Origin of the sequence: Corynebacterium sp. LK10, assembly GCF_008042455.1 — a bacterium.
Lineage (GTDB): Bacteria > Actinomycetota > Actinomycetes > Mycobacteriales > Mycobacteriaceae > Corynebacterium > Corynebacterium jeikeium_D.
On record NZ_NOVT01000017.1, the window covers coordinates 394,043 to 413,782 of the forward strand.

The window sequence follows — 19,740 nt, forward strand, 5'->3', positions numbered from 1 at the left end:
ATTGGGCATAAATTGGCTCAGTCTTCCGGGCTTCATTTTCCACTGCCGGTGCTGACAGAGTGGTGAAGTGCAAGCAATTTCTCGACAGGGGAACACTGTTTTCTACCTGCGAAGTTCTTTCATTTTAGAAGCGTTGTACTCGCTGATTTCGCAGCCGTGTTCGGCCTCTCGTTTTGGGGTTGCAAATTATCTTCGCGTTGATGGCATCACAAAACCGCACGAGAAAAACATGATGGATTCCTCATGATTTATGGCATAGTGTCCTGGCAAGGATTTGGAAACAAAAGATGTTTTCATTTCGTACTCCACAAGACAAGGACCTCAGCCACGTGAAATACGAAAAACTCGCCACTTTGCAGACCAATGTCGTAACTGCTCCAGACCTGGGTACTTTTGCAGTCACTTTCGCCGGTCAATCGCAACCATGGCTGGACACTCTCTCCAGCGTCATGGCCAGTGGCAACTCAAAGAAACTACGGGAAGTTTTCACTCGCGCTGAGGAACTGCTCGCACCGCTTGACGACGATCTCATCGGCCAGCTTCCCGCAGGTTTCGACCCCTTCGGCTGGGCAATCTCACTCGTTACAGACGAGCCATTTACCGGAGATACAACCAACCCTGCGGTCAGCGTCCCGGGCATCGTCTTGGCACAGTTGGGCATTGTCGAGTTGCTGGAAAAGCAGGGAATTAATATCACCGAAGCGGTAGCGGTAACCGGTCATTCGCAAGGTGTTCTTGCCGCTGAGATTGTCGCTCGCCCAGAGAAGGCAGCAGAGCTTCTGGCGCTAGCTCGCCTCATCGGTGTGGCGTGTGCGCGCGGAAGCCGAGTAGCCGGATTTGGGCGCGCGCCGATGATGAGTATCTCTGGCCTGACGGTCGAGGAGTTGGAGCCTTTCCTCCCCCAGGGCTGTGTCATCGGTCTGAAGAATACGCAGACTACCAGCGTAGTTATCGGCAAGCAGGATGAACTAGACCAGCTGGCAGAGCAGCTCACAACGCAGCAGCCGAAGGGTCGGAAAGTCGAATGTACAGTTCTGCCAGTTAGTGGCGCATTCCATCACCCAGCGCTGGTACCTGCTGTGGCATGGGTAGTGGAGCGAGCTGAGCGCATTGGGCTAGATGCGGAAACGGCGGACCGGCTTGCGCGTGCAATCTTGGTTGACCCCAGTGACTGGAGCGCCGAGGTACGGGGGCTCATCGACCAAGGAGCAACCACCATTTTGGATTTGGGGCCGAACACAGGCGTCGTCAAGCTGACAGAACGTAACGCTGAAGGCTATGGCGTGGCGGTGATTCCTGCGGCGACAGCTGCGGGTAGGGGCGTCCTGTCTGAGAGCGACATTGAGCATCCGACATCGTGGCTGGAGTTTGCGCCGCGTCTGGTCACTGGAGACAAGCCCCGTGTCGAGACGAAGTTCACCAAGTTGACCGGGCGCTCGCCAATTCTGCTCGGCGGTATGACCCCGACAACCGTTGACCCTGAGATCGTGGCGGCTGCTGCGAATGCGGGGTTCTGGGCGGAGCTGGCCGGTGGCGGCCAAGTCACGCCGGAAATCTTCGAGGCTAATGTGGCGCGACTCTCCGATCTGCTCGAGGAGGGGCGCAGTGCACAGTTCAACACCATGTTTTTGGATCCGTACCTGTGGGGTTTGCACATTGGAAGCCGCCGTTTGCTCCCGCGCGCAGTGGCAGCGGGGCGACCGATTGATGGAGTCACCATCTCCGCGGGAATCCCCGAGGTGGACGAGGCAGTTGAGCTAGTAAAGCAGCTGCGTGAGGGCGGGATTCCGCATATCTCCTTCAAACCGGGCACAATCGCACAAATCGAGTCGGTGCTCGAAATTGCAGACACCTTGGCGCAGCAGGGCACACCGTATCCAATCATCATGCAGGTTGAAGGTGGGCGTGCCGGCGGCCACCATTCCTGGGAAGACCTCGATGACCTGCTAATTAACACCTACGCAAAGATCCGCAAGCGAGATGTGGTGCTTGCTGTTGGCGGCGGTATCGGCAAGCCAGAACAGGCCCGTGATTATCTGATGGGCACGTGGTCGACACGGTACGGATTGGCGCCGATGCCGGTCGATGCTGTCATCATCGGCACAGCTGCGATGGCAGCCAAGGAGTCGACCGCCTCTGAGTCCGTGAAACAGATGCTGGTCGACACCGTCGGCACTGACAACTGGATCCCCGCTGGTAGCGCCATGGATGGCATGGCGTCGGGACGCAGCCAGTTGGGCGCTGATATCCACGAAATTGATAACGCCGCAGCACGCGCAGGCAGATTGCTTGACGAAGTCGCAGGTGACCTCACTAAGGTCACTGAACGACGCGCAGAGATCATCGAGGCAATTAACGCCACCGCGAAGCCGTACTTCGGGGATGTCAGCACCATGACGTATGCCGAGGTGCTGAATCGCTATCTCGAATTGTGTGCGCCCGAAGGGACGTTCCTCGATCCAACGTGGTCGACGCGCTTTGTCGCACTCGTCGATCGCGTAGAGGCACGATTGAATGCAGTCGACGCGGGCACGTTTGACGCGCTTGCCGACGGCGACAGCTTGCGCACTCAGCCGCAGAACGAAATCTCGCGACTGTCCGGCCTGCTGGATCTGGATACCCAGCTCCACCCAGCAGATGTCACCTTCTTTATCTCTGAGCTCTGCCGCACACCTGGCAAACCTGTGCCATTCGTTCCGGTTATCGATGATGAGGTTCGTCGCTGGTGGCGATCGGACTCCCTATGGCAGGCGCATGACTCTCGCTACGATGCGGATCAAGTCTGCATCATCCCAGGGCCGCAGGCTGTTTCGGGCATTACCCGCGCGAATGAGCCAGTAGCGGAAATTCTGGGTCGGTTTGAAAAAGCTACTGCACAGGCATTGATGGATACCGGCTACCTGCCGGAGGCACCTGTTGACGCCCTCAGCCGGATGCTCGCAGCACCTGTGATTTGGTGGGCTGGTCGACAGCAGCCGAATCCGGCGCTGGCACTTGGCGCGGAACATGAGTGGGTATGTGTATCTGACGCAAGTGATGTCTCTCGTTCACAACGCCTGGAGCACCCAGGTACTGGTGCCATTTTGGAGACCATTGGAGTTGATGGCAGCAATGATGAGGGCGGGGAGGAGCTCGTCTGGGCACAGCTGACCGTTCCGCTGCCCGATGCTGCGGGGGAGAATACGCAACTGCGAATTCGCCTGTGCCAGAGTGCAGCGGTGGGCGCAGTGCCCGTCGTCAAGCATGAGGATGCGGCAGCCGCGATGCGGGAGCTGACGCGAATCGCGGCTGGCGGTGAGCTTGCAAACATCGTCGATGGGGTCGCGGAGTGGGAATCCGAGTGGGATCCGATGGCGATGGCTGACTACGATGCGGTCACTATTGCAGCTGCCGGCGATGAGTCGCAGGCGACGGTGCCGGACGCGTTGGTCGGGCATGCTTGGCCAGCGATTTTTGCGGCAGTCGCGCAGGCGCGTACTGAGACCGGCATTGATGTTGTTGAGGGCATGCTCGCGCTTGTTCACCTTGAGCATCACATTCGTATGATTGGGGCTCTGCCGCAGGAAACCACAACGTTGCGGATTAGCGCGCGTGTCGATGAGGTCGTTGATACGGACTTAGGGCGACTAGTTGTGGTGCGCGCGGAGGTTCGTGATGGCGATACGCTGCTCGCCACCTTGAGCGAACGGTTTGCCATTCGTGGCCGAAACGGCGGCGAGACAGCACGGACCAATACTGTGCCATTTCCAACGGTCACGGACACGCCACGGAGTTTCCGCGGTGCGTTGACCGTGGAAGCGCCTAAGGCGATGGAGCCATTTAGCTGTGTCACAGGCGATCGCAATCCTATCCACGTCGATTCCCGCGCGGCAGCGCTAGCTGGTCTACCAGGGGTTATTGTCCATGGAATGTGGCTGTCTGCAATGGCCGAGCATGCGGCTGTTGCCACGTCGGATGCCGGCATTGGCAATCGGGTGATTGAGTTCACGGCTACTATGCTGAGTCCGGTTCTACCTGGTCAGGAAGTGAAATTCTCTGTCGAACGCCGTGGTTTTGATGACCGTCCAGGCGCCGGTGAAGTCCGTGAAGTCACGGCCACAGTAGAGGGCGAGCTGGTACTGACTGCCACTGCTGTAATTGCCGCACCGACGACTGCATATGTCTTCCCTGGCCAGGGAATTCAATCACAGGGGATGGGGCTGTCTGCCCGGACTCGCAGCGTAGCGGCCCGCCGCGTGTGGGACCAGGCGGATGCGATGACCCGAGAGAAGCTTGGCTTTTCCGTACTGGCTATTGTTCGGGACAACCCGGTAGAGGTGGTTGTGGATGGTGTGCGCTATTTCCACCCAGAAGGTGTCCTGAATCTGACTCAGTTCACCCAGGTTGCGATGGCGACGTTGGGGCTGGCGCAGGTTGCGGAGCTCCGTGAAGCAGGGCTGCTGGATGAAACAGCTCACTTTGCGGGACACTCTGTCGGTGAGTACAACGCGCTGGCGGCTTTCGCTGGTGCGCTTGACGCAGATGCCGCGTTGGAGGTTGTCTACCGCCGCGGTTTGACCATGCATGAACTGGTCGAACGTGATGAGCAGGGGAGGTCCAACTATGGTTTGTGCGCCCTGCGTCCGGACAAGATCGGCGTACGCGAGGACGAGGTCACTGAGTTTGTTAATCGGTTGTCGCAGGAAACCGGTGAGTTCCTCGAAGTCGTAAATCTCAACCTGGCAGGCAAGCAGTACGCCGTCGCCGGCACCGTCGCGGGTCTTGCGGCACTGGCTGAACAGTGCGAGCGCCGCAGCTCGGACGGCAAGGGATACGTGCGTATCCCAGGTATTGATGTGCCATTCCACTCCAGTGTCCTACGCGACGGTGTGGATTCCTTCCGTAAACACTTGGAGCGGCTGCTGCCAGCGGAAATCACTCCAGAGCGCCTGGTGGGACGCTATATCCCGAATCTCACCGCGACCTCTTTTGAGCTGACTGAGAAGTTCGTCCGCCAGATGGCTGCAGTCGTCGACTCAGACATTTTGGAACAAATCCTTGCCGACTTTGATACTGCCGCTGAAAACCCGGCGCGCCTGGCCCGCATGTTGCTGGTCGAGTTACTGGCCTGGCAATTCTGCTCACCGGTGAGGTGGATCGAAACGCAGGATCTGCTGCTTGAGGATCTCGGCGTCAGCCGCATTATTGAAGTTGGTGTAGGTACAGCGCCCACACTGGCAAACCTGGCTGCCCGCACCTGCCAGTTGCCCCGTCACCGAAGCCGTGACATTCGAGTACTCAATCTCGAACGTGATGCTGATGCAGTGTTTATGCGCGACCAAATTCAGCCGGAAAAGACTGAGCTCGAGTCGGAGGTGACACCGGAGCAGGACACGGCGCAGGCTCTATCTGGAGCAGCGGGAGAAACAGGAGCAGCAGGAGCAGCGGAGCCGGCAGTATCTGTCGACCAACTCGCGGCGACCGAACAGGCAACCACGATCACGAGTGCTGCCACTCCGGCTGCCGAAGTTGCTGATATCGCAGTCAGCCCGGCAGAAGCGTTGGAAGTTCTTATTTGCCAATGGACGAAGGTACGTCCCGACCAGCTCGGTGCCGCCGACTCCATTGAGACTCTGGTCGATGGAGTCTCATCTCGACGCAATCAACTGCTGCTCGATCTCGGAGTCGAATTCGACCTCGGTTCAATCGAAGGGGCCGCAGATGCGGAACTGGCTGATCTAAAGGACAAGATTGATAGCTTGGCCAGTGGATATTCCGCATTCGGCCCGATTCTCTCCGAAGCCATTGCCGACGGTATTCGCCGGATTACCGGTCCTGCCGGTGCAGGCGCGAATTACATCGATGACTATGTGGCCGATGAATGGCAGCTCGGCAAGGGGTGGGCAACCGCAGTTAGCGCCGAGATCATGCTCGGTACTCGCGAGGGCGCATCCCTGCGCGGTGGTGATCTTGCGCATCTGGCGCCGGCCGCCCCAACCAGTACTGCTGAACTCAACCAGCTGATCGATGAAGCAATCCTCGCGGTCGCCTCGCAACGAGGTGTATCTGTCGCTAAGCCGTCGGCAAGCGACAGTAGTGCTGGGATGGTCGACTCGGCTGCACTCACTGAGTTTGCAGATAAACTGACTGGTCAACGAGGAATTCTTGCCACCGCTGCACGCACGATTCTGGAGCAACTCGGCCACGAAATTACCGGTGCCATTGACTTCGATGCCGAAGACGCCGACAGCAACCTGGTAAATCTCGTCACTGCTGAACTCGGTGCGGACTGGCCGAAGCTGGTCACCCCGACGTTTACGCCCACCAAGGCAGTGCTTCTCGACGACCGCTGGGCCACCTCCCGCGATGACCTAGCACGCCTCTGGGCAGCCACTGATGAAGACGTGGCTGACACCGCGCCGGGCAGTATCCACGAAACCGCAGTCGAGCAGGCACAGTGGTGGGCTGCCAAGGCAGACGAGGCAGGGCGGGCACAGTTGGCGAGTATCTACCGACAGCTGTCGGATGAGGCCATCACGAATGTGGATGAACTGCCGATGAATGCCGACATCGCTGTTGTTACCGGTGCATCGCCAAATTCGATTGGCTCCGCCGTAACTGCACAGTTGTTGTCTCAGGGCGCAACCGTTGTTGTCACTACCTCACGCCTGGGACATGAGCGCCTGAGCTTCTACAAGCAGCTCTACCGTATGCATGCGCAGGGCGAGGCGAAGCTGTGGGTGGTACCGGCGAACCTGTCCAGCTTCCAGGACCTGGATTCCCTTATCGACTGGATCGGAACCGAGCAGACTACGACGATTGGTGCGGAAGTGGTTGTGACCAAGCCCGCGCTGTCACCGACGCTGCTATTCCCGTTCGCGGCGCCTACGGTCTCAGGTTCGCTTGCCGACGCCGGTCCTGCGTCCGAGACCCAAATGCGTCTGCTTCTGTGGTCGGTGGAACGACTCATCGCAGGGATATCAGCACTTGGCGGGGACAATAATCTGGACCATCGTTTGCATGTGGTGCTGCCGGGTTCACCGAACCGTGGTCGCTTCGGCGGTGATGGTGCCTATGGTGAAGCCAAGGCCGCACTCGATGCAGTGGTGGCGCGCTGGAATGTGGAGGACGCTTGGCGCACCCGCGCCACTCTGGCTCATGCACAGATTGGTTGGGTTCGAGGCACCAACCTGATGGGTGGAAACGATCCGCTGGTTGCTGCAGTGGAAACAAAGGGAGTTCGCACCTTCTCCACCGAAGAAATGGCAGCTGAACTCATTGAGCTCGCGAGCTCGGAGGCTCGGAAGAAGGCACAAACCCGCCCGATTCAGGCCGATCTCACCGGCGGATTGGGTGACGTCGACCTCAACATTGCGCAATTGGCGCAGGAGGCTGCGCAGGCGGCTGGCCCAACAGCTCAAAGCTCCGAGGTCGCTAGCGGGGCGCGTTCGCAGGAGCCGTCGTCAAGCCGTGTTCTGAGCGGTCTGCCAAGCCCACGCCGACCAATTGCGCAGGCAACACCGACCTTTGGTGACATCGCAGCGGCTCCGGAGGACATGGTGGTCATTGTGGGCGCCGGTGAGCTTGGGCCGTACGGTTCTTCCCGGACGCGCTTTGAGGCTGAAGTCGATGATATTTCTGCAGCAGGAATTGTGGAATTAGCCTGGTCAATGGGGCTGATTTCCTATGAGGGTGGCTGGCGCGATGCCGACGGGCAACCGTTGGCAGAAAGCGACATTGCTACGCGCTACCGCGATGAAGTACTGGCGCGAGTTGGTGTGCGTCGTTACGCCGATGATGGCGATTTGGTTGACAATACGATGACTGAGCTGACCACGGTCTACCTGGATCGTGCGTTGAGCTTTGCTGTGCGTGACCGCGCGGCAGCGGAGACTTTTGTCAGTTCCAACCCGGACAACACCACTGCGAGCTTCGATGCCGAGACAGGGCAGTGGCTTGTGACACGGGCCGCTGGCACGCCAGTTCAGGTTCCACGCCGAATGGCGATGAGCCGCTATGTTGGCGGTCAAATTCCGCAGGGCTTTGACCCGGCACGCTACGGTATTCCGGCAGACATGATGGACAATCTGGACCGCGTGAGCTTGTGGAACATTGTCTGTACTGTCGATGCCTTCTTGTCATCGGGCTTCAGCCCAGCGCAGCTGCTGGAAGCGGTCAACCCGGCGCGAGTGTCGTCGACACAGGGCACAGGTATTGGTGCGATGGAGTCGCTGCGCAGTCTTTACATCGACGGTCTGCTGGGGCAACCGCGAGCCAATGACGTCCTGCAAGAGGCATTGCCAAATGTTATTGCCGCCCACGTTATGCAGTCGTATGTCGGTGGCTACGGGCAGATGATTCACCCTGTGGCAGCCTGTGCGACGGCAGCGGTGTCGGTGGAGGAGGGCGTCGACAAGATTGCCCTGGGTAAGGCAGATTTTGTTGTCGCGGGTGGCTTTGATGACCTATCCACAGAGGGAATCACAGGTTTCGGCGACATGGCCGCCACAGCTGACTCCGCCACCATGGAAAACAAAGGCATCGAGCATGAGTACTTCTCCAGGCCGAACGATCGTCGACGCGGAGGTTTTGTGGAATCGCAAGGCGGTGGCACGGTGCTGTTGGCTCGCGGAGACATCGCCCGTGACATGGGGCTCCCCGTGCTCGGTGTCGTCGCATACGCCCAGTCCTTCGCCGACGGCGCGCACACATCCATTCCGGCGCCGGGTTTGGGCGCGCTAGCGGCCGCTCAGGGCGGCGAGAAGTCTCGGTTGGCTCGCGCCCTTGCAGCACTCGATGTCACTGCGGATCAGGTCGCGGTGTTGTCCAAGCACGACACCTCGACCAATGCCAACGACCCAAATGAGTCCGAACTGCATGAACGCATTGCAGATGAACTCGGTCGCGAGCGCTCTAACCCGCTGTTGGTGGTCTCTCAGAAATCGCTGACGGGACACGCTAAGGGTGGTGCTGCAGCGTTCCAGATCATTGGTCTGACCCAGGTGTTGCGCAGCGGCATTGTGCCAGGTAATCGATCGCTGGACTGCGTCGATCCCGCATTGGCTGAGCATTCGCGTCTGGTATGGCCAACGAAGGCAGTCAATTTCGGCAATACGTTGCCGCTGAAGGCTGGCTTTGTTACCTCGCTCGGGTTCGGACATGTCTCGGCACTGGTGGCAGTCGTGCATCCGGAAGCTTTCTACCAAGCGATAGTGCAGCACGATGGCGCTGAGGCTGCGGAGCGTTGGCGGTCCGCGGCGTACAACCGCGAAGCGGCTGGTCTGCGTCGCATTGATGAGGCTATTTACGGTGGAGAAGCCCTCTACGAGCGTCCACGCGAGCGAAACCTGGCGGACGGTGGTCGGTTCGGTTCACCCGCTGCATTGGAAAAGGCAGTTCTGCTTTCCGACGGCGCCCGTCTGATCGATGGTGTCCTCCAGCCATGATTGGCGTAGACCTCGTCTATATTCCGGGCTTCGAAGAGCAGCTGAATATGCCAGGAAGTCAGTTCGCGCAGGCTGTTTTCACACCTGCGGAGCTACTGGTAGCTAGGCGCCGCGGAGCAGTCGGCGGCGCGCTGGCGCGTCACTTAGCGGGCCGCTGGGCTGCGAAGGAAGCCTTCATCAAGGCCTGGTCGCAGACCCTCTTCGGCAGCCAACCGCCGATTGCGCGCGATCAGCTGGACTGGCGGGAAATAGAGGTGCAGCCGGATGCCTACGGTCGCGTGAGCATCAGTCTCCACGGTGCTGTGAGCCGCCATTTCCACGATCAGGAGTGGCAGCTGGGGCCGTCGTTAAGCATCTCGCACGACGGCGACTACGCAATCGCCGTCGTACGCCTGGACTAGTCCGGCACCGCGCTAATCGACGGACTTCTGACGGCGACCGACCAGGATGCCGGCACCGAAGATTAGCGCGCCCAGGATTGCGCCGGTTCCGGCGACTGCGGCGGTTTGGAGCGGGGAGTTGGTCGCGGCCTGCTGAGTCTGCACATCAACTTCGTCGAGGCCATTGCCGGAAGCGTTGGACTTTGCGGAAGCCTTGCCAGATGCCTTGGATGAGCCGCTGGCCTTGGACTCTCCGGTCTTGGAGGCACCGGTCTTCACAGCTTCTTCGCGTTCCTTGGCGGAGCCGCCGACGCTGAGGTCCGTGGCCGTGTCCTGGCTGCGGTCGGAGGAACCGTGAGCAGCAAAGGTGTAGAGTGCGCAGTCATTTTCGACGCAGTTGGCGGCCGATGTGACGGCCTCGACATTGAGCGTTGTGGAGAAGCTGCCGTCGGAGGACATCTGGGAGGTGCGGACAAACTCAGCGGCGGAGAAAGCATCAGCGTTGGTGGTGGAGAACTTGTTCTTCTCAGCCACTGCGACGTAGATGCCGTTGCCACTGGTCTTGAATCCGGTGCCGGAGACGGTAATTGGGGTGCTGCCCGATGGATTCAGTTCCGTGGTGGACAGGCTTACCGACGGGGTGCCGGTCGAGGAGCTGCTGCCGTTGGAGCTGCTGGAGCCGCTGGAGGCGCTGGTGCTACTCGTTCCACTAGACCCTGTGCTGCCACTGGTGCCGGAGCTTGCGCTGCCTGCGGACTGTGAGGAGCCACCGCCGGAGGGCAGGGTAGCGTCCTGCTTGGCAGCTCCGCCGGCAAACGATACCGCGGTCGCCGTGTCCTGGCTGCGGTCAGAAGAACCGTGAGCAGCAATGGTGTAGACCGAGCAAGCGTTCTGCATGCAGTCTGCCGTGCCGAACTTCGCGCTGACCGGAAGATCCACGCTGAAGCTGCCGTCGGACTTCAGGTTGCCGCGAGAGGTAGACACAAACTTGGTATCCGGGCCGAAGGAATCGGCGTTGGTCACATCCATCTGGTCATTTTGCGCGATACCGACGTAGATGCCCGGTCCAGAGGTCTTGAAACCCTTGCCTTCGACTCGAATGGTGTCGCCGCTCGGGTTCAAGTCTGAGGTCTTGGACAGGCTCACCGATGCGTTACCCCGTGACTGCGACGGTGACTGCGAGCCCGACTGTGACTGGGAGCCCGAACCAGCGCTCTGGCCACCGCTCGGCGCCGCGCCGGTGGAACCCTGCGATTGAGCAGCCTGGGAAGTAGCACCCGCCTTGAAGGTGATGGGGACCCACTGGTCATTGCTGCGGTCAGAAAGATTAGGGAACGCAGTAAAGGAGGCTACGTAGCACTGGGTAGAGGTGCAGTCGACATCGCCAAAGCTGGTCGCGACCTTCATCTCCTGCGTAAAACTTCCGTCCGCGCCAACCGTGACCTTGGCCGCTTCGCCGTAGGTCGAAGGGTAGCCCGACTTTGGCTTCTCGATTGTCTGGGCCAGGTAAATATTTGCGTTAGCGGGGTAGCCGACTCCCTTGATGGTCACGGTGGCGCCGTCGGACAGATCGGTGGCAGGGGTCACGGAGAGCTGGCGCTCAGACTGATCGGTGCTGCCGCCGAGAAGGTCGCCGATGCCGGGGAGCGAACCGCCGAGCTGTCCAATCGATGGCAGTGACTGTGCCGATGCGGGGACTGCGGGTAAAAATCCCGTACTCACTACGATTGCCGAAGCTAAAACAATAGAGCGGGGAAGCAGGCTCCGTCGGAAAGCGCCCTGCGTCGTGGACATGTGAACCTCTGATTCTGTTTGGGAGTTCCGGCGCAGGCGCGGCGAAAAACAGGGAACCCCACCGCGCTGACCAGAGTAAAGCGTAAACTAAGGCAAGCCTACCCTCCGCGTATTGATAAGGGCAATAAATGCCCCTGCCGAGGTGGGCGAGGGGTGCTCTCTAGTCTGCGGCCTCCGCGACGCTCATGAGATAAGAGATTGTCATGCGTTTGATTTCCTGCACCGTCAGCTCGTAATGAGCTTCCCGCTCAGCATCGCTTCCCGGATGGTCCACCGCATAATTCAGCAGGGCGTACGTGGCGTTAATCATGAGGTCGGAGATGAAGTTCAGTTCCGCATCGCTTGACGACGGCACCAGCGGGCGCAGCACCTTTGAAATCTCGGTGACCAGGCGTGACTTCGTATCTTCTGCGGTTGCGCGTGTGGCGGGCGTTGATTGAACAGCCAGCCATACGGCTCTTCTGGAAACGTCCTCGCGCCAGAGTTTTGCCAGGTGATCGATGAACTCCGAGAGAAACTCCGGCCATTTCAAGGTGGGGACTGTTTCGCCGAAGCGTGAGACTTCCTCGATGACGGCCTCGGTGTCCTGACGGTCGAGCTCGCAGATCATCACATACTTGTTTGCGAAGAATTGGTAGAGCGTGCCAATGGGGATATCTGCGATGCGAGCGACTTCGTCGAAAGTGAAAGACTCAAACCCGTGCTCGATGAGCACTGTGCGTGCCGAGCTGAGCATGCGTGCGTACCGCTCTCGGCTGCGTTGCTGAGCCGGAGTGCGACGGGGACGAAGAATATTCGGTGCGTCCTGGGATTGAGTCACTACTACGAAACCGTCTAATCGGGATGATGTGGGAGGAGAGTTTGGGGCTAGGGTCAAAGTAGGCCTTGCGGCTAGTTAGCTTTCGGAAGCCTGTGATTCCACGCCCAAGTCACGCAGTACGCGCTGGACGTGCCCCTTGGCGCGAACGTTGTACCAGGCCTTTTCAATTTCTCCTTCGGCATTAACCAGGAAAGTCGAGCGGATGACGCCCTGGACAATCTTGCCGTAGTTCTTCTTCTCGCCGAAAGCGCCGAATGCGGTCATGGTTTCCTTGTCCGGATCGGACAGAAGGGTGAAGTTTAAGCCGTGGTCCTCGCGGAACTTTGCGAGTTTCGCCGGCTTGTCCGGAGAAATACCTACGACAGGAATGCCGGCATCGTTCAGGGCAGCGGATTCATCGCGGAAGTCGCATGCCTCAGTGGTGCAACCTGGGGTGTTGGCCCGCGGGTAGAAGTAAATCAGCACGGGCTTGCCCGCGTAGTCCGACAGAGAAACCTGCTCTTCGGCGTCGTTGAGAAGAGTAAACGCTGGGGCAGGGTCGCCAGCTTCCAGACGGATGTTGTTCTGGCCGTATTCTTTGTCGCTGGAGGAAGAAGTAGTCATGGCTTCATCGTATCGACTCTGGAGCGGTGCGTGTCGACTCTGAAGCAATGCGTTGAGTTTTTCCCCGTGCTCGCCCACGTTGCTGTAGTGGAAGTGTTAGTCTTTTAGGCGAACAATCACTTTAGATATTCAACTTTTTAGGGAGTTTACGTGGCTCGCAGCATTGAAGATATCCAGCGCGATATTGAGCGTAACCGTAACCAGCTCGCCCGTACTCTGGATGAGCTAACCGTGCGAACGAATCCGAAGAACGTTGCGGATGACGCAAGGACCCGTGTTTTCGATGCTCTGAATGAGCCGAAGGTGCAGGCAGCACTGGGCGTCGTTGCCGCACTTGTTGTTGGTGGCATCGCAATGGGCATTCGTCGCAACCGCAATCGCAGCAAGGAAATTGACCGCATTCGCGAGATGATTGAGACTGCTGCTAAATAGTTTTTCGGTAATTAGCGCACGCGCTTCGGGTGGTTGCCTGGGGTCGTGCGCTTTTGCGTATCTAACCCTTGTTTGAGTCAGGCGTGGGGTGCGAGCGAGGGTTGCAAGTTGGCGCCTACGCTTGTTATGCAACAAAAAGACCGGGAGGGTATTTCTACCTTCCCGGTCTGTATTGTGCGCCATCAGGGACTCGAACCCCGAACCCGCTGATTAAGAGTCAGCTGCTCTGCCAGTTGAGCTAATGGCGCTTACTGTTTCCTGCTTGGTGCTCTCTGTGTGAGCTCCTCGCCGGCAACGAGAAGATATATAACCAGGTTTCTGATTGTTTGTAAAATCGGCTGGTCAGATGCTGTTTTTGAATTGATGTTTTTGCATGTTTTTTGAAAGGTTTTGCGCAACCGTTTGAAAAAAGTTCAAAAAAAGTTTGGAAATCCTCAAAGTGGGGTAGGGCCTGTATCAATGCCATCGACGTTGGGAGTGTGCATAGATGTCGGAGTTACGTTCGACAGTGTTCAGTAACGTCCGGAAGCGTCCGGTGGCACTTTTGAATAGCGAACTGATTACTTTTCGGTAACGCAGCTTCAAGGGGGCGCTGTTTTCCCAGGTCGGTTGAAGTGCCCCGGTTTTTTGGGGTTGCACAGCAATTTTCCAGAGGGTTAACTGTAGGAACCGTTGGGCTACTTTGCGTGCTGCGCCCTGTGAGGGGTTGATGACTGCGATTGGGCAGTCAATAAGGCTTTTCAGTTAGGGCGAGCGTTTTATCGGTGGCTAGTGCCGCTGCAGGGTAGTCTGACCTTTTTCGAGGGCGCACCAGGGGCTGTAGCAGGACTCCGCTGTGTGTCGCAGTGTGTCCCCGGGACTTACTACTTAATAATTGCACTGTTGGAGTGAAGCACGATCATGCGGCAATCTTTTAAGCGCCTGTCGATGGCGGTGGTGACATTTGCGACCACCATCTCGCTAGCTGCTTGTACCGTCGGCGGAGATAATGCCGAGCAGCAAGAGGCGGAGAAGCCAGACGTTGGTCTTGTCGCCAGTGTGAAGGACGACGCCACCGATGTTTCGGTGGTTGACCCGATTTCGGTTCAGGTGGAAGAGGGACATCACCTGGACAAGGTTGTTATGACCAACCCTGAGGGCAAAGAGGTCAAGGGCAAGCTCGACTCCAGTGGTACCAAGTGGACCACTGCAGAACCCCTGGGCTACTCAAAGACCTATGAGATTAACGCCACCTCGGGCACAGAAAAGCTGGCTACTTCTTTCACCACCGTCGAGCCGACTTCTCAGGTAAATGGTTACCTGTCCCCGCTGGATGGTTCCACCGTGGGTGTCGGTCAGACTATTGCTGTGAAGTTCAGCGCGAGTATTTCGGACCGCAAGGCTGCTGAGGAAGCAATTAAGGTGACCACCGAGCCTAAGGTGGAAGGCGCTTTCTACTGGCTGAATAACAGTGAGGTGCGCTGGCGTCCAAAGGAGTACTGGAAGCCGGGGACCAAGGTTACCGTGAAGTCCGATATTTACGGCACGGATCTTGGTGACGATATGTACGGTGCGGAGTCCGCCGAAACCAGCTTCACTATCGGTGATGAAGTCATTGCTATCGCTGATGACGCGACGAAGACCATGGTCATTAAGAAGAACGGTGAAGTCGTAAACTCCATGCCTATCTCTATGGGGTCGAATGTTCACCCGACTCCGAATGGCCAGTACATCATCGGTGATCGCAACGAGACCATGGTGATGGACTCTCGTACCTACGGCCTGTCTCTGGAAAACGGTGGCTACGTCACGCCGGTTAACTATGCAACGCAGATGTCTTACTCCGGTATCTACGTCCACGGTGCACCGTGGTCAACGTGGGCACAGGGCAGCGTCAACCAGTCTCACGGCTGCATCAACGTCACTGACGCCAACGCTAAGTGGTTCCTGGACAACACTAAGCGCGGTGACATCGTGATTGTGAAGAATACGATTGGTGAGACGCTCTCCGGTGTTGATGGACTCGGTGACTGGAACATTCCGTGGGAGACCTGGAAGAAGGGCAACGCCGACGAGACCAGCTCCTGGTAGCTCATGTCCTCTAAGTGAGGCCATCATTTAAGCCACGCGGGTTAGTCCGTTTCCTAATCACCCAACATTCCCAGCTCCTGCGCCCGAGCAACAGCCGCGGTGCGGGAGCTGACGTCTAGCTTGGTGAAAATATGTACCAGATGCGATTTCACAGTCGCTTCGGTGAGCACCAGCTGTTCTGCAATTTTTCTATTCGACATACCCCGCGCGACCAACTCGAGCACTTCGAGTTCGCGCGGGGTTAGTGCTGTACTGGGGTTGCGCATCCGACCCATCAAGCGCCCGGCTACTTGTGTGTTCAGCACGGTCTCGCCGCGAACGGCACGACGGATACCATCGATGAGCTCCTCCGGAGCGGCATCCTTCAGCAGATAACCAACTGCGCCTGCGGTGACAGCGCCGAGCACATCGGAGTCCGAAGAATAATTGGTCACCACCAACACTTCTGGGGCCTTTGCGCCGCGCCCGGCCAGTGCGCGGATGGCTGCGGTGGCATCAACTCCGCCTGCGCGGGTAGCAGTGCCAGGGGCCTCACCAAAGCGAAGGTCCATGAGTACCAGATCGATGTGGTCGCAAGAGTCGTCGTCAAGCGATGCGCGCACCTTCTCGACCGCCTCGTCACCGCTGGCCGCCTCGCCAACCACGACGATATCCGGCGCCGATTCAACGACTGCGCGAAGACCAGCGCGGACGATGGGGTGATCGTCGGCGATGAGGACTCCGATGGGCTTGGTCACCTGGCTAACTCCTCGGGTGATGTGAATGGTCGTTTCCTACCTGCATACCAGGCGCGGGACTTTAAGAGGCGAGCTCGTGCGGGATGCTGACGCTGACACCGCAGCCACGCCCCGGTTCCGACTCGATGGTGAAGGTGCCGCCGAGCTTCTCCACGCGTCGGCGCGCGTTGGCGATCCCCACGCTGTCGTCGTTAGTTGGTGCGGTGGGGTCGAAGCCGATGCCGTTGTCGACGCAGTCGAGCAGAACCTCGTCGGGCTGGTAGGTCAGGGTGACACGGCAACGCGTGGCGTGTGCATGCTTGACGACGTTCGCCAAGCTCGCCTGGGCCACCCTGATAATGGTTGCTTCGACGGTGGCCGGCAGCCGCGTGGGTGTGCCGTCGACGCAGAAGCTGACAGCATCGCCCAGCACCGTGGAGGAGCAGACCTTCTCCAACGCACCGGATAGGTCTGCGCCTTCGAGGGGAGCCGGCTGAAGTGCTGCGATGATGCGCCGGGTCTCGGCGAGATTGTCGGCCGCAACCTTGCGGGCGAGCTGTAGCGAATCCACCGAGGTCTGGTCATGCTGAGTGGGAGCACTTTTCATGCGGGACTCCACCGAATGCAGCAGCAGCTGGATGGAGGAAAGCCCCTGCGCCACGGTGTCATGAATATCGGCTGCGAGGCGTGCGCGTTCGTCCAGCTCACCGGCACGACGGGACAGTGCTTCCGAGTGGGCGCGGGCAGCTGAGAGCTCCTCCAGCGCCTTGGTCTTTTCGATAGTCTCCTTCTGCAGGAGCCGGAACCCCAGCCCCACCGTGAGTACAAACGTCCCACCCAGAATGGGGCCGAGGACACCACCAAATGTCAGCGGAGTATGGATAGCGATGGCGCCAATTGCCGTCGCCGTTGTCGCCGCCACCATGATTACGGCCATAAGGCCGCCGGTTACCTGCAAAATTACGAAAAACAGTGGGAAAACCAGGAACGAGGCGTCCAGCGTTGCAAACGCCAACGCCGCCCAGCACAGCAGCAGAATCACAAGCCAGCCCAACAGCAGGCCACGCGGCTTAGTCAGCGCGACCTCGTTGGCTACGTTGCCATGCCGAGCCTGCCCAATCGGCCCAATGGAACCTGCAATGTACACCGCTAGAAAGCACGCCGCATAGGTGATGATTCGCCACTGCGGATCCGGAACCACGCATACCGCCAGCAGCACCAGCACCAAAACATCCAGGGCAAACCGCAGTAATTGCCAGCTGCGATTCAGGGTCTCAGGAGTATCCACGCTCTCGAGCTTAGGGCAGTTCCACCTGCCAAAACACCGCTGACAAGCCGGAATTGTCAACATCAACCGAAAGTTGGAGACGAAGTTCAACCTCCCTGGCGATTAAATCCGCCTTTGAATCCACGACCATAATGAGTATGTACCAGTCAATGAAAGAACTTCGAGCCGCTCCAGGCCGTGCCGCACTGATCACCATCACCGTCGGCATGATTGCTGTGATGGTCACGTTCCTCTCGGCTTTGGCTGCCGGACTGTCAGCCCAGTCCGTCTCCGCACTTGACGAGGTCTACGGCAAAAACGACGCCGTCGTCGTCTCCGAGGGGGCTACGTCGCTGTCGTCGTCAAGCATCGGCGAGACGGCGCGAAAGAGCGTCCAGACGTGGGCGAACGATAACAACGCCACCATCCGCGATGTCTACGTCAGTCGTGCGCGCGTCGATGAAACGCCCGTCACCGTCATCTCCGACTTTTCGCTTAACGACGACCAGGTGGCCGTCACCGACGGTGTCAGTGAAACCGCCATTGCGGAAGGTGACTCGCTGACCCTGTCTGGCGCGATGGGCGAGCACGAGGCCACCGTTGCGCGCGTGGCGGGGGATAAGTGGTTGGACCACCAAGCGGTCATTTATGCCGGGCGCGGTGTGATGGAAGACCTGACACCGGGGCAGATGGTGCCGGCGGCGATGGTTGTCGACGAGTCTGCGACGCAGCTGCCGAATGTCCCGGAAGGAACAATTCTGCGCGACGGCGAGCGCAATAACCTGTCGGCTTCCTATCAGGGCGAGCAGACCTCGCTGAACGCGATGACCTCGATGCTGTATGTGATTTCTGCGCTGGTGGTAGGCGCGTTCTTCACAGTGTGGACTGTTCAACGACTGCGTGGTGTGGCCATTTCCTCGGCGCTCGGTGCGTCCCGCTCCGTGCTGGTGGCTGACTCTCTGGCGCAGGTCCTGGCCGTGCTGGCAATCGGAGTCGGCGGCGGTGTTGCGGTGACTGCAGCGGCGGGCTGGGCTCTGCAGAGCGGCGACGTCATGCCAATTGTGGTCGATGCTTCCACGACCGTCGTGCCGGGGCTCATTCTGGCCGTGACCGGCGTAGTTGGTGCGCTGCTGGCACTGGTGCCGGTATTCCGCGTCGATCCGACCACCGCATTGGCGAATGCGTAGTGGCTCGTTAGCACGGCCTAGCACGGCGGCTTCCCACAGAACACTCACATCGTGTTAATCATGCACAACCTGCAACTGAGGAATTGAGGAATTGAGGACAAAATGACTACCTATATCGACAACCAGGCTCCCGTGGCACTCGCTCTGAAGAACATCTCGCTGACCGTCCAAGATGGCGACAACAAACGCACCATTTTGGATGACATCTCGCTGAAGATCCGGGCAGGCGAGGTAGTGGGACTGGTCGGACCATCGGGTTCCGGCAAGTCGACTCTGTTGACCATCGCAGGTTGTTTGAAGAGTGCCGATACCGGACATGTCACGCTGTACTCCAACAAGCAGGACGCGAACGGTGCAGGCGCGGACGAGAGTGCGGAAAGGAAGGCCATTGATCTGAGCGCTCGCGGCGCGGATGCTGCCAAGATTCGTCGCGAACACATCGGCATCGTTTTCCAGCAGCCGAATCTTCTGCCAGCGCTGACGGTCAAGCAGCAGCTCATCGCAATGCGGCGATTGGGCCGTGTTTTCGGGTGGCCCGCGGGTGGCCGTCGTGAAGCGGAGAAGCGCGCAGATGAATTGCTCGAGGCAGTCGGACTGGCTGGGCTGGGAGAACGTCGCGTGAGCCAGCTTTCCGGTGGTCAGCAGGCACGCGTCAATGTTGCGCGCGCACTGATGAATGAGCCGGAAGTGCTGCTAGTCGACGAACCGACCGCGGCTTTGGATCAGAAGAGTGCAGGGGCGGTGACGCGACTGATTATGGATGTGACGCGGAAGATGGGTGTGGCCACCCTGTACATCACCCACGACCTGGGGCAGCTTCACGGTGCCGACCGAATCGTGGAGATGGTTGACGGCAAGCTGCAGTCCGCGGATGCAGGCTTGGTGGCTACTCGGTAGTGACTATGGGGGAGGAGGCGGCATCGAAAAGGCTGGGTCAGATAACCACGCCGCCGGAAAGGCTCACATTTTTGGCCTTTAACCCCAGAAATTACGGGCTGCAAATGTGAAACTGTGTGAGTTTATGACACTTTCGGGCTATTTTTCGG

General features: G+C 58.9%; 11 protein-coding genes and 1 tRNA gene. 6 read left to right on the forward strand and 6 right to left on the reverse strand.

The genetic code is table 11. From position 1 onward, the window contains the following. Window positions 1-287: 287 nt before the first annotated feature. On the forward strand, window positions 288-9,425 hold the full coding sequence (locus tag CHU70_RS07245) for a type I polyketide synthase (protein ID WP_222865519.1): 9,138 nt from the start codon (window positions 288-290) through the stop codon (window positions 9,423-9,425). Next, window positions 9,422-9,826: a holo-ACP synthase gene (locus CHU70_RS07250; protein ID WP_016422272.1), complete on the forward strand. Its 405-nt coding sequence runs from the start codon at window positions 9,422-9,424 to the stop codon at window positions 9,824-9,826. The genes CHU70_RS07245 and CHU70_RS07250 overlap by 4 nt, the downstream gene beginning before the upstream one ends. A 12-nt stretch (window positions 9,827-9,838) precedes the next feature. On the opposite strand, the gene CHU70_RS07255 is transcribed toward CHU70_RS07250, so the two are convergent. The 3 genes from CHU70_RS07255 to bcp form a co-directional block, all read right to left on the reverse strand. Further along, window positions 9,839-11,599, reverse strand: a complete 1,761-nt coding sequence (locus tag CHU70_RS07255; RefSeq protein WP_080971516.1) for a neocarzinostatin apoprotein domain-containing protein — start codon at window positions 11,597-11,599, stop codon at window positions 9,839-9,841. 160 nt (window positions 11,600-11,759) lie between these two features. Then, window positions 11,760-12,419: a TetR/AcrR family transcriptional regulator gene (locus CHU70_RS07260; protein ID WP_049172878.1), complete on the reverse strand. Its 660-nt coding sequence runs from the start codon at window positions 12,417-12,419 to the stop codon at window positions 11,760-11,762. A 75-nt stretch (window positions 12,420-12,494) separates the two neighbouring features. Then, entirely contained in the window at window positions 12,495-13,022 is a 528-nt protein-coding gene (gene bcp / locus CHU70_RS07265) for a thioredoxin-dependent thiol peroxidase (RefSeq protein WP_049172881.1), read from the reverse strand. Window positions 13,023-13,172: 150 nt separating this feature from the next. Here bcp and CHU70_RS07270 point away from each other — a divergent pair, with 150 nt between their 5' ends. Beyond that, entirely contained in the window at window positions 13,173-13,454 is a 282-nt protein-coding gene (locus CHU70_RS07270) for a DUF3618 domain-containing protein (protein ID WP_147719144.1), read from the forward strand. A gap of 175 nt (window positions 13,455-13,629) precedes the next feature. On the opposite strand, the gene CHU70_RS07275 is transcribed toward CHU70_RS07270, so the two are convergent. Beyond that, window positions 13,630-13,702 (reverse strand) — tRNA-Lys (locus CHU70_RS07275). Between the two features lie 652 nt (window positions 13,703-14,354). On the opposite strand from CHU70_RS07275, the gene CHU70_RS07280 reads away from it, so the two are divergent. Next, window positions 14,355-15,524, forward strand: a complete 1,170-nt coding sequence (locus CHU70_RS07280) for an Ig-like domain-containing protein (protein ID WP_049193203.1) — start codon at window positions 14,355-14,357, stop codon at window positions 15,522-15,524. 53 nt (window positions 15,525-15,577) lie between these two features. Here CHU70_RS07280 and CHU70_RS07285 read toward each other — a convergent pair whose 3' ends face one another. After that, the gene (locus CHU70_RS07285; RefSeq protein WP_080985607.1) at window positions 15,578-16,261 is read right to left on the reverse strand and encodes a response regulator transcription factor; all 684 of its coding nucleotides are present in this window, start codon (window positions 16,259-16,261) and stop codon (window positions 15,578-15,580) included. A 61-nt stretch (window positions 16,262-16,322) separates the two neighbouring features. Beyond that, window positions 16,323-17,528 carry a sensor histidine kinase gene (locus CHU70_RS07290; protein WP_065421715.1) on the reverse strand — a complete coding sequence of 402 codons (1,206 nt, stop codon included), beginning with the start codon at window positions 17,526-17,528 and terminating at the stop codon, window positions 16,323-16,325. A gap of 149 nt (window positions 17,529-17,677) precedes the next feature. Between CHU70_RS07290 and CHU70_RS07295 the strand changes: the two genes are divergently transcribed. Both CHU70_RS07295 and CHU70_RS07300 read left to right on the forward strand, forming a co-directional pair. Further along, on the forward strand, window positions 17,678-18,694 hold the full coding sequence (locus CHU70_RS07295; RefSeq protein WP_147719143.1) for an FtsX-like permease family protein: 1,017 nt from the start codon (window positions 17,678-17,680) through the stop codon (window positions 18,692-18,694). 102 nt (window positions 18,695-18,796) lie between these two features. Continuing rightward, window positions 18,797-19,591: an ABC transporter ATP-binding protein gene (locus CHU70_RS07300; RefSeq protein WP_049172923.1), complete on the forward strand. Its 795-nt coding sequence runs from the start codon at window positions 18,797-18,799 to the stop codon at window positions 19,589-19,591. Window positions 19,592-19,740: the final 149 nt, after the last annotated feature.

Coding starts and splice junctions, on each gene's coding strand:
- CHU70_RS07245 (WP_222865519.1), top strand. CDS start 288: ATGTTTTCATTTCGTACTCCACAAGACAAGGACCTCAGCCACGTGAAA.
- CHU70_RS07255 (WP_080971516.1), bottom strand. CDS start 11,599: ATGTCCACGACGCAGGGCGCTTTCCGACGGAGCCTGCTTCCCCGCTCT.
- CHU70_RS07300 (WP_049172923.1), top strand. CDS start 18,797: ATGACTACCTATATCGACAACCAGGCTCCCGTGGCACTCGCTCTGAAG.
- CHU70_RS07280 (WP_049193203.1), top strand. CDS start 14,355: ATGCGGCAATCTTTTAAGCGCCTGTCGATGGCGGTGGTGACATTTGCG.
- CHU70_RS07295 (WP_147719143.1), top strand. CDS start 17,678: ATGAAAGAACTTCGAGCCGCTCCAGGCCGTGCCGCACTGATCACCATC.
- CHU70_RS07250 (WP_016422272.1), top strand. CDS start 9,422: ATGATTGGCGTAGACCTCGTCTATATTCCGGGCTTCGAAGAGCAGCTG.
- bcp (WP_049172881.1), bottom strand. CDS start 13,022: ATGACTACTTCTTCCTCCAGCGACAAAGAATACGGCCAGAACAACATC.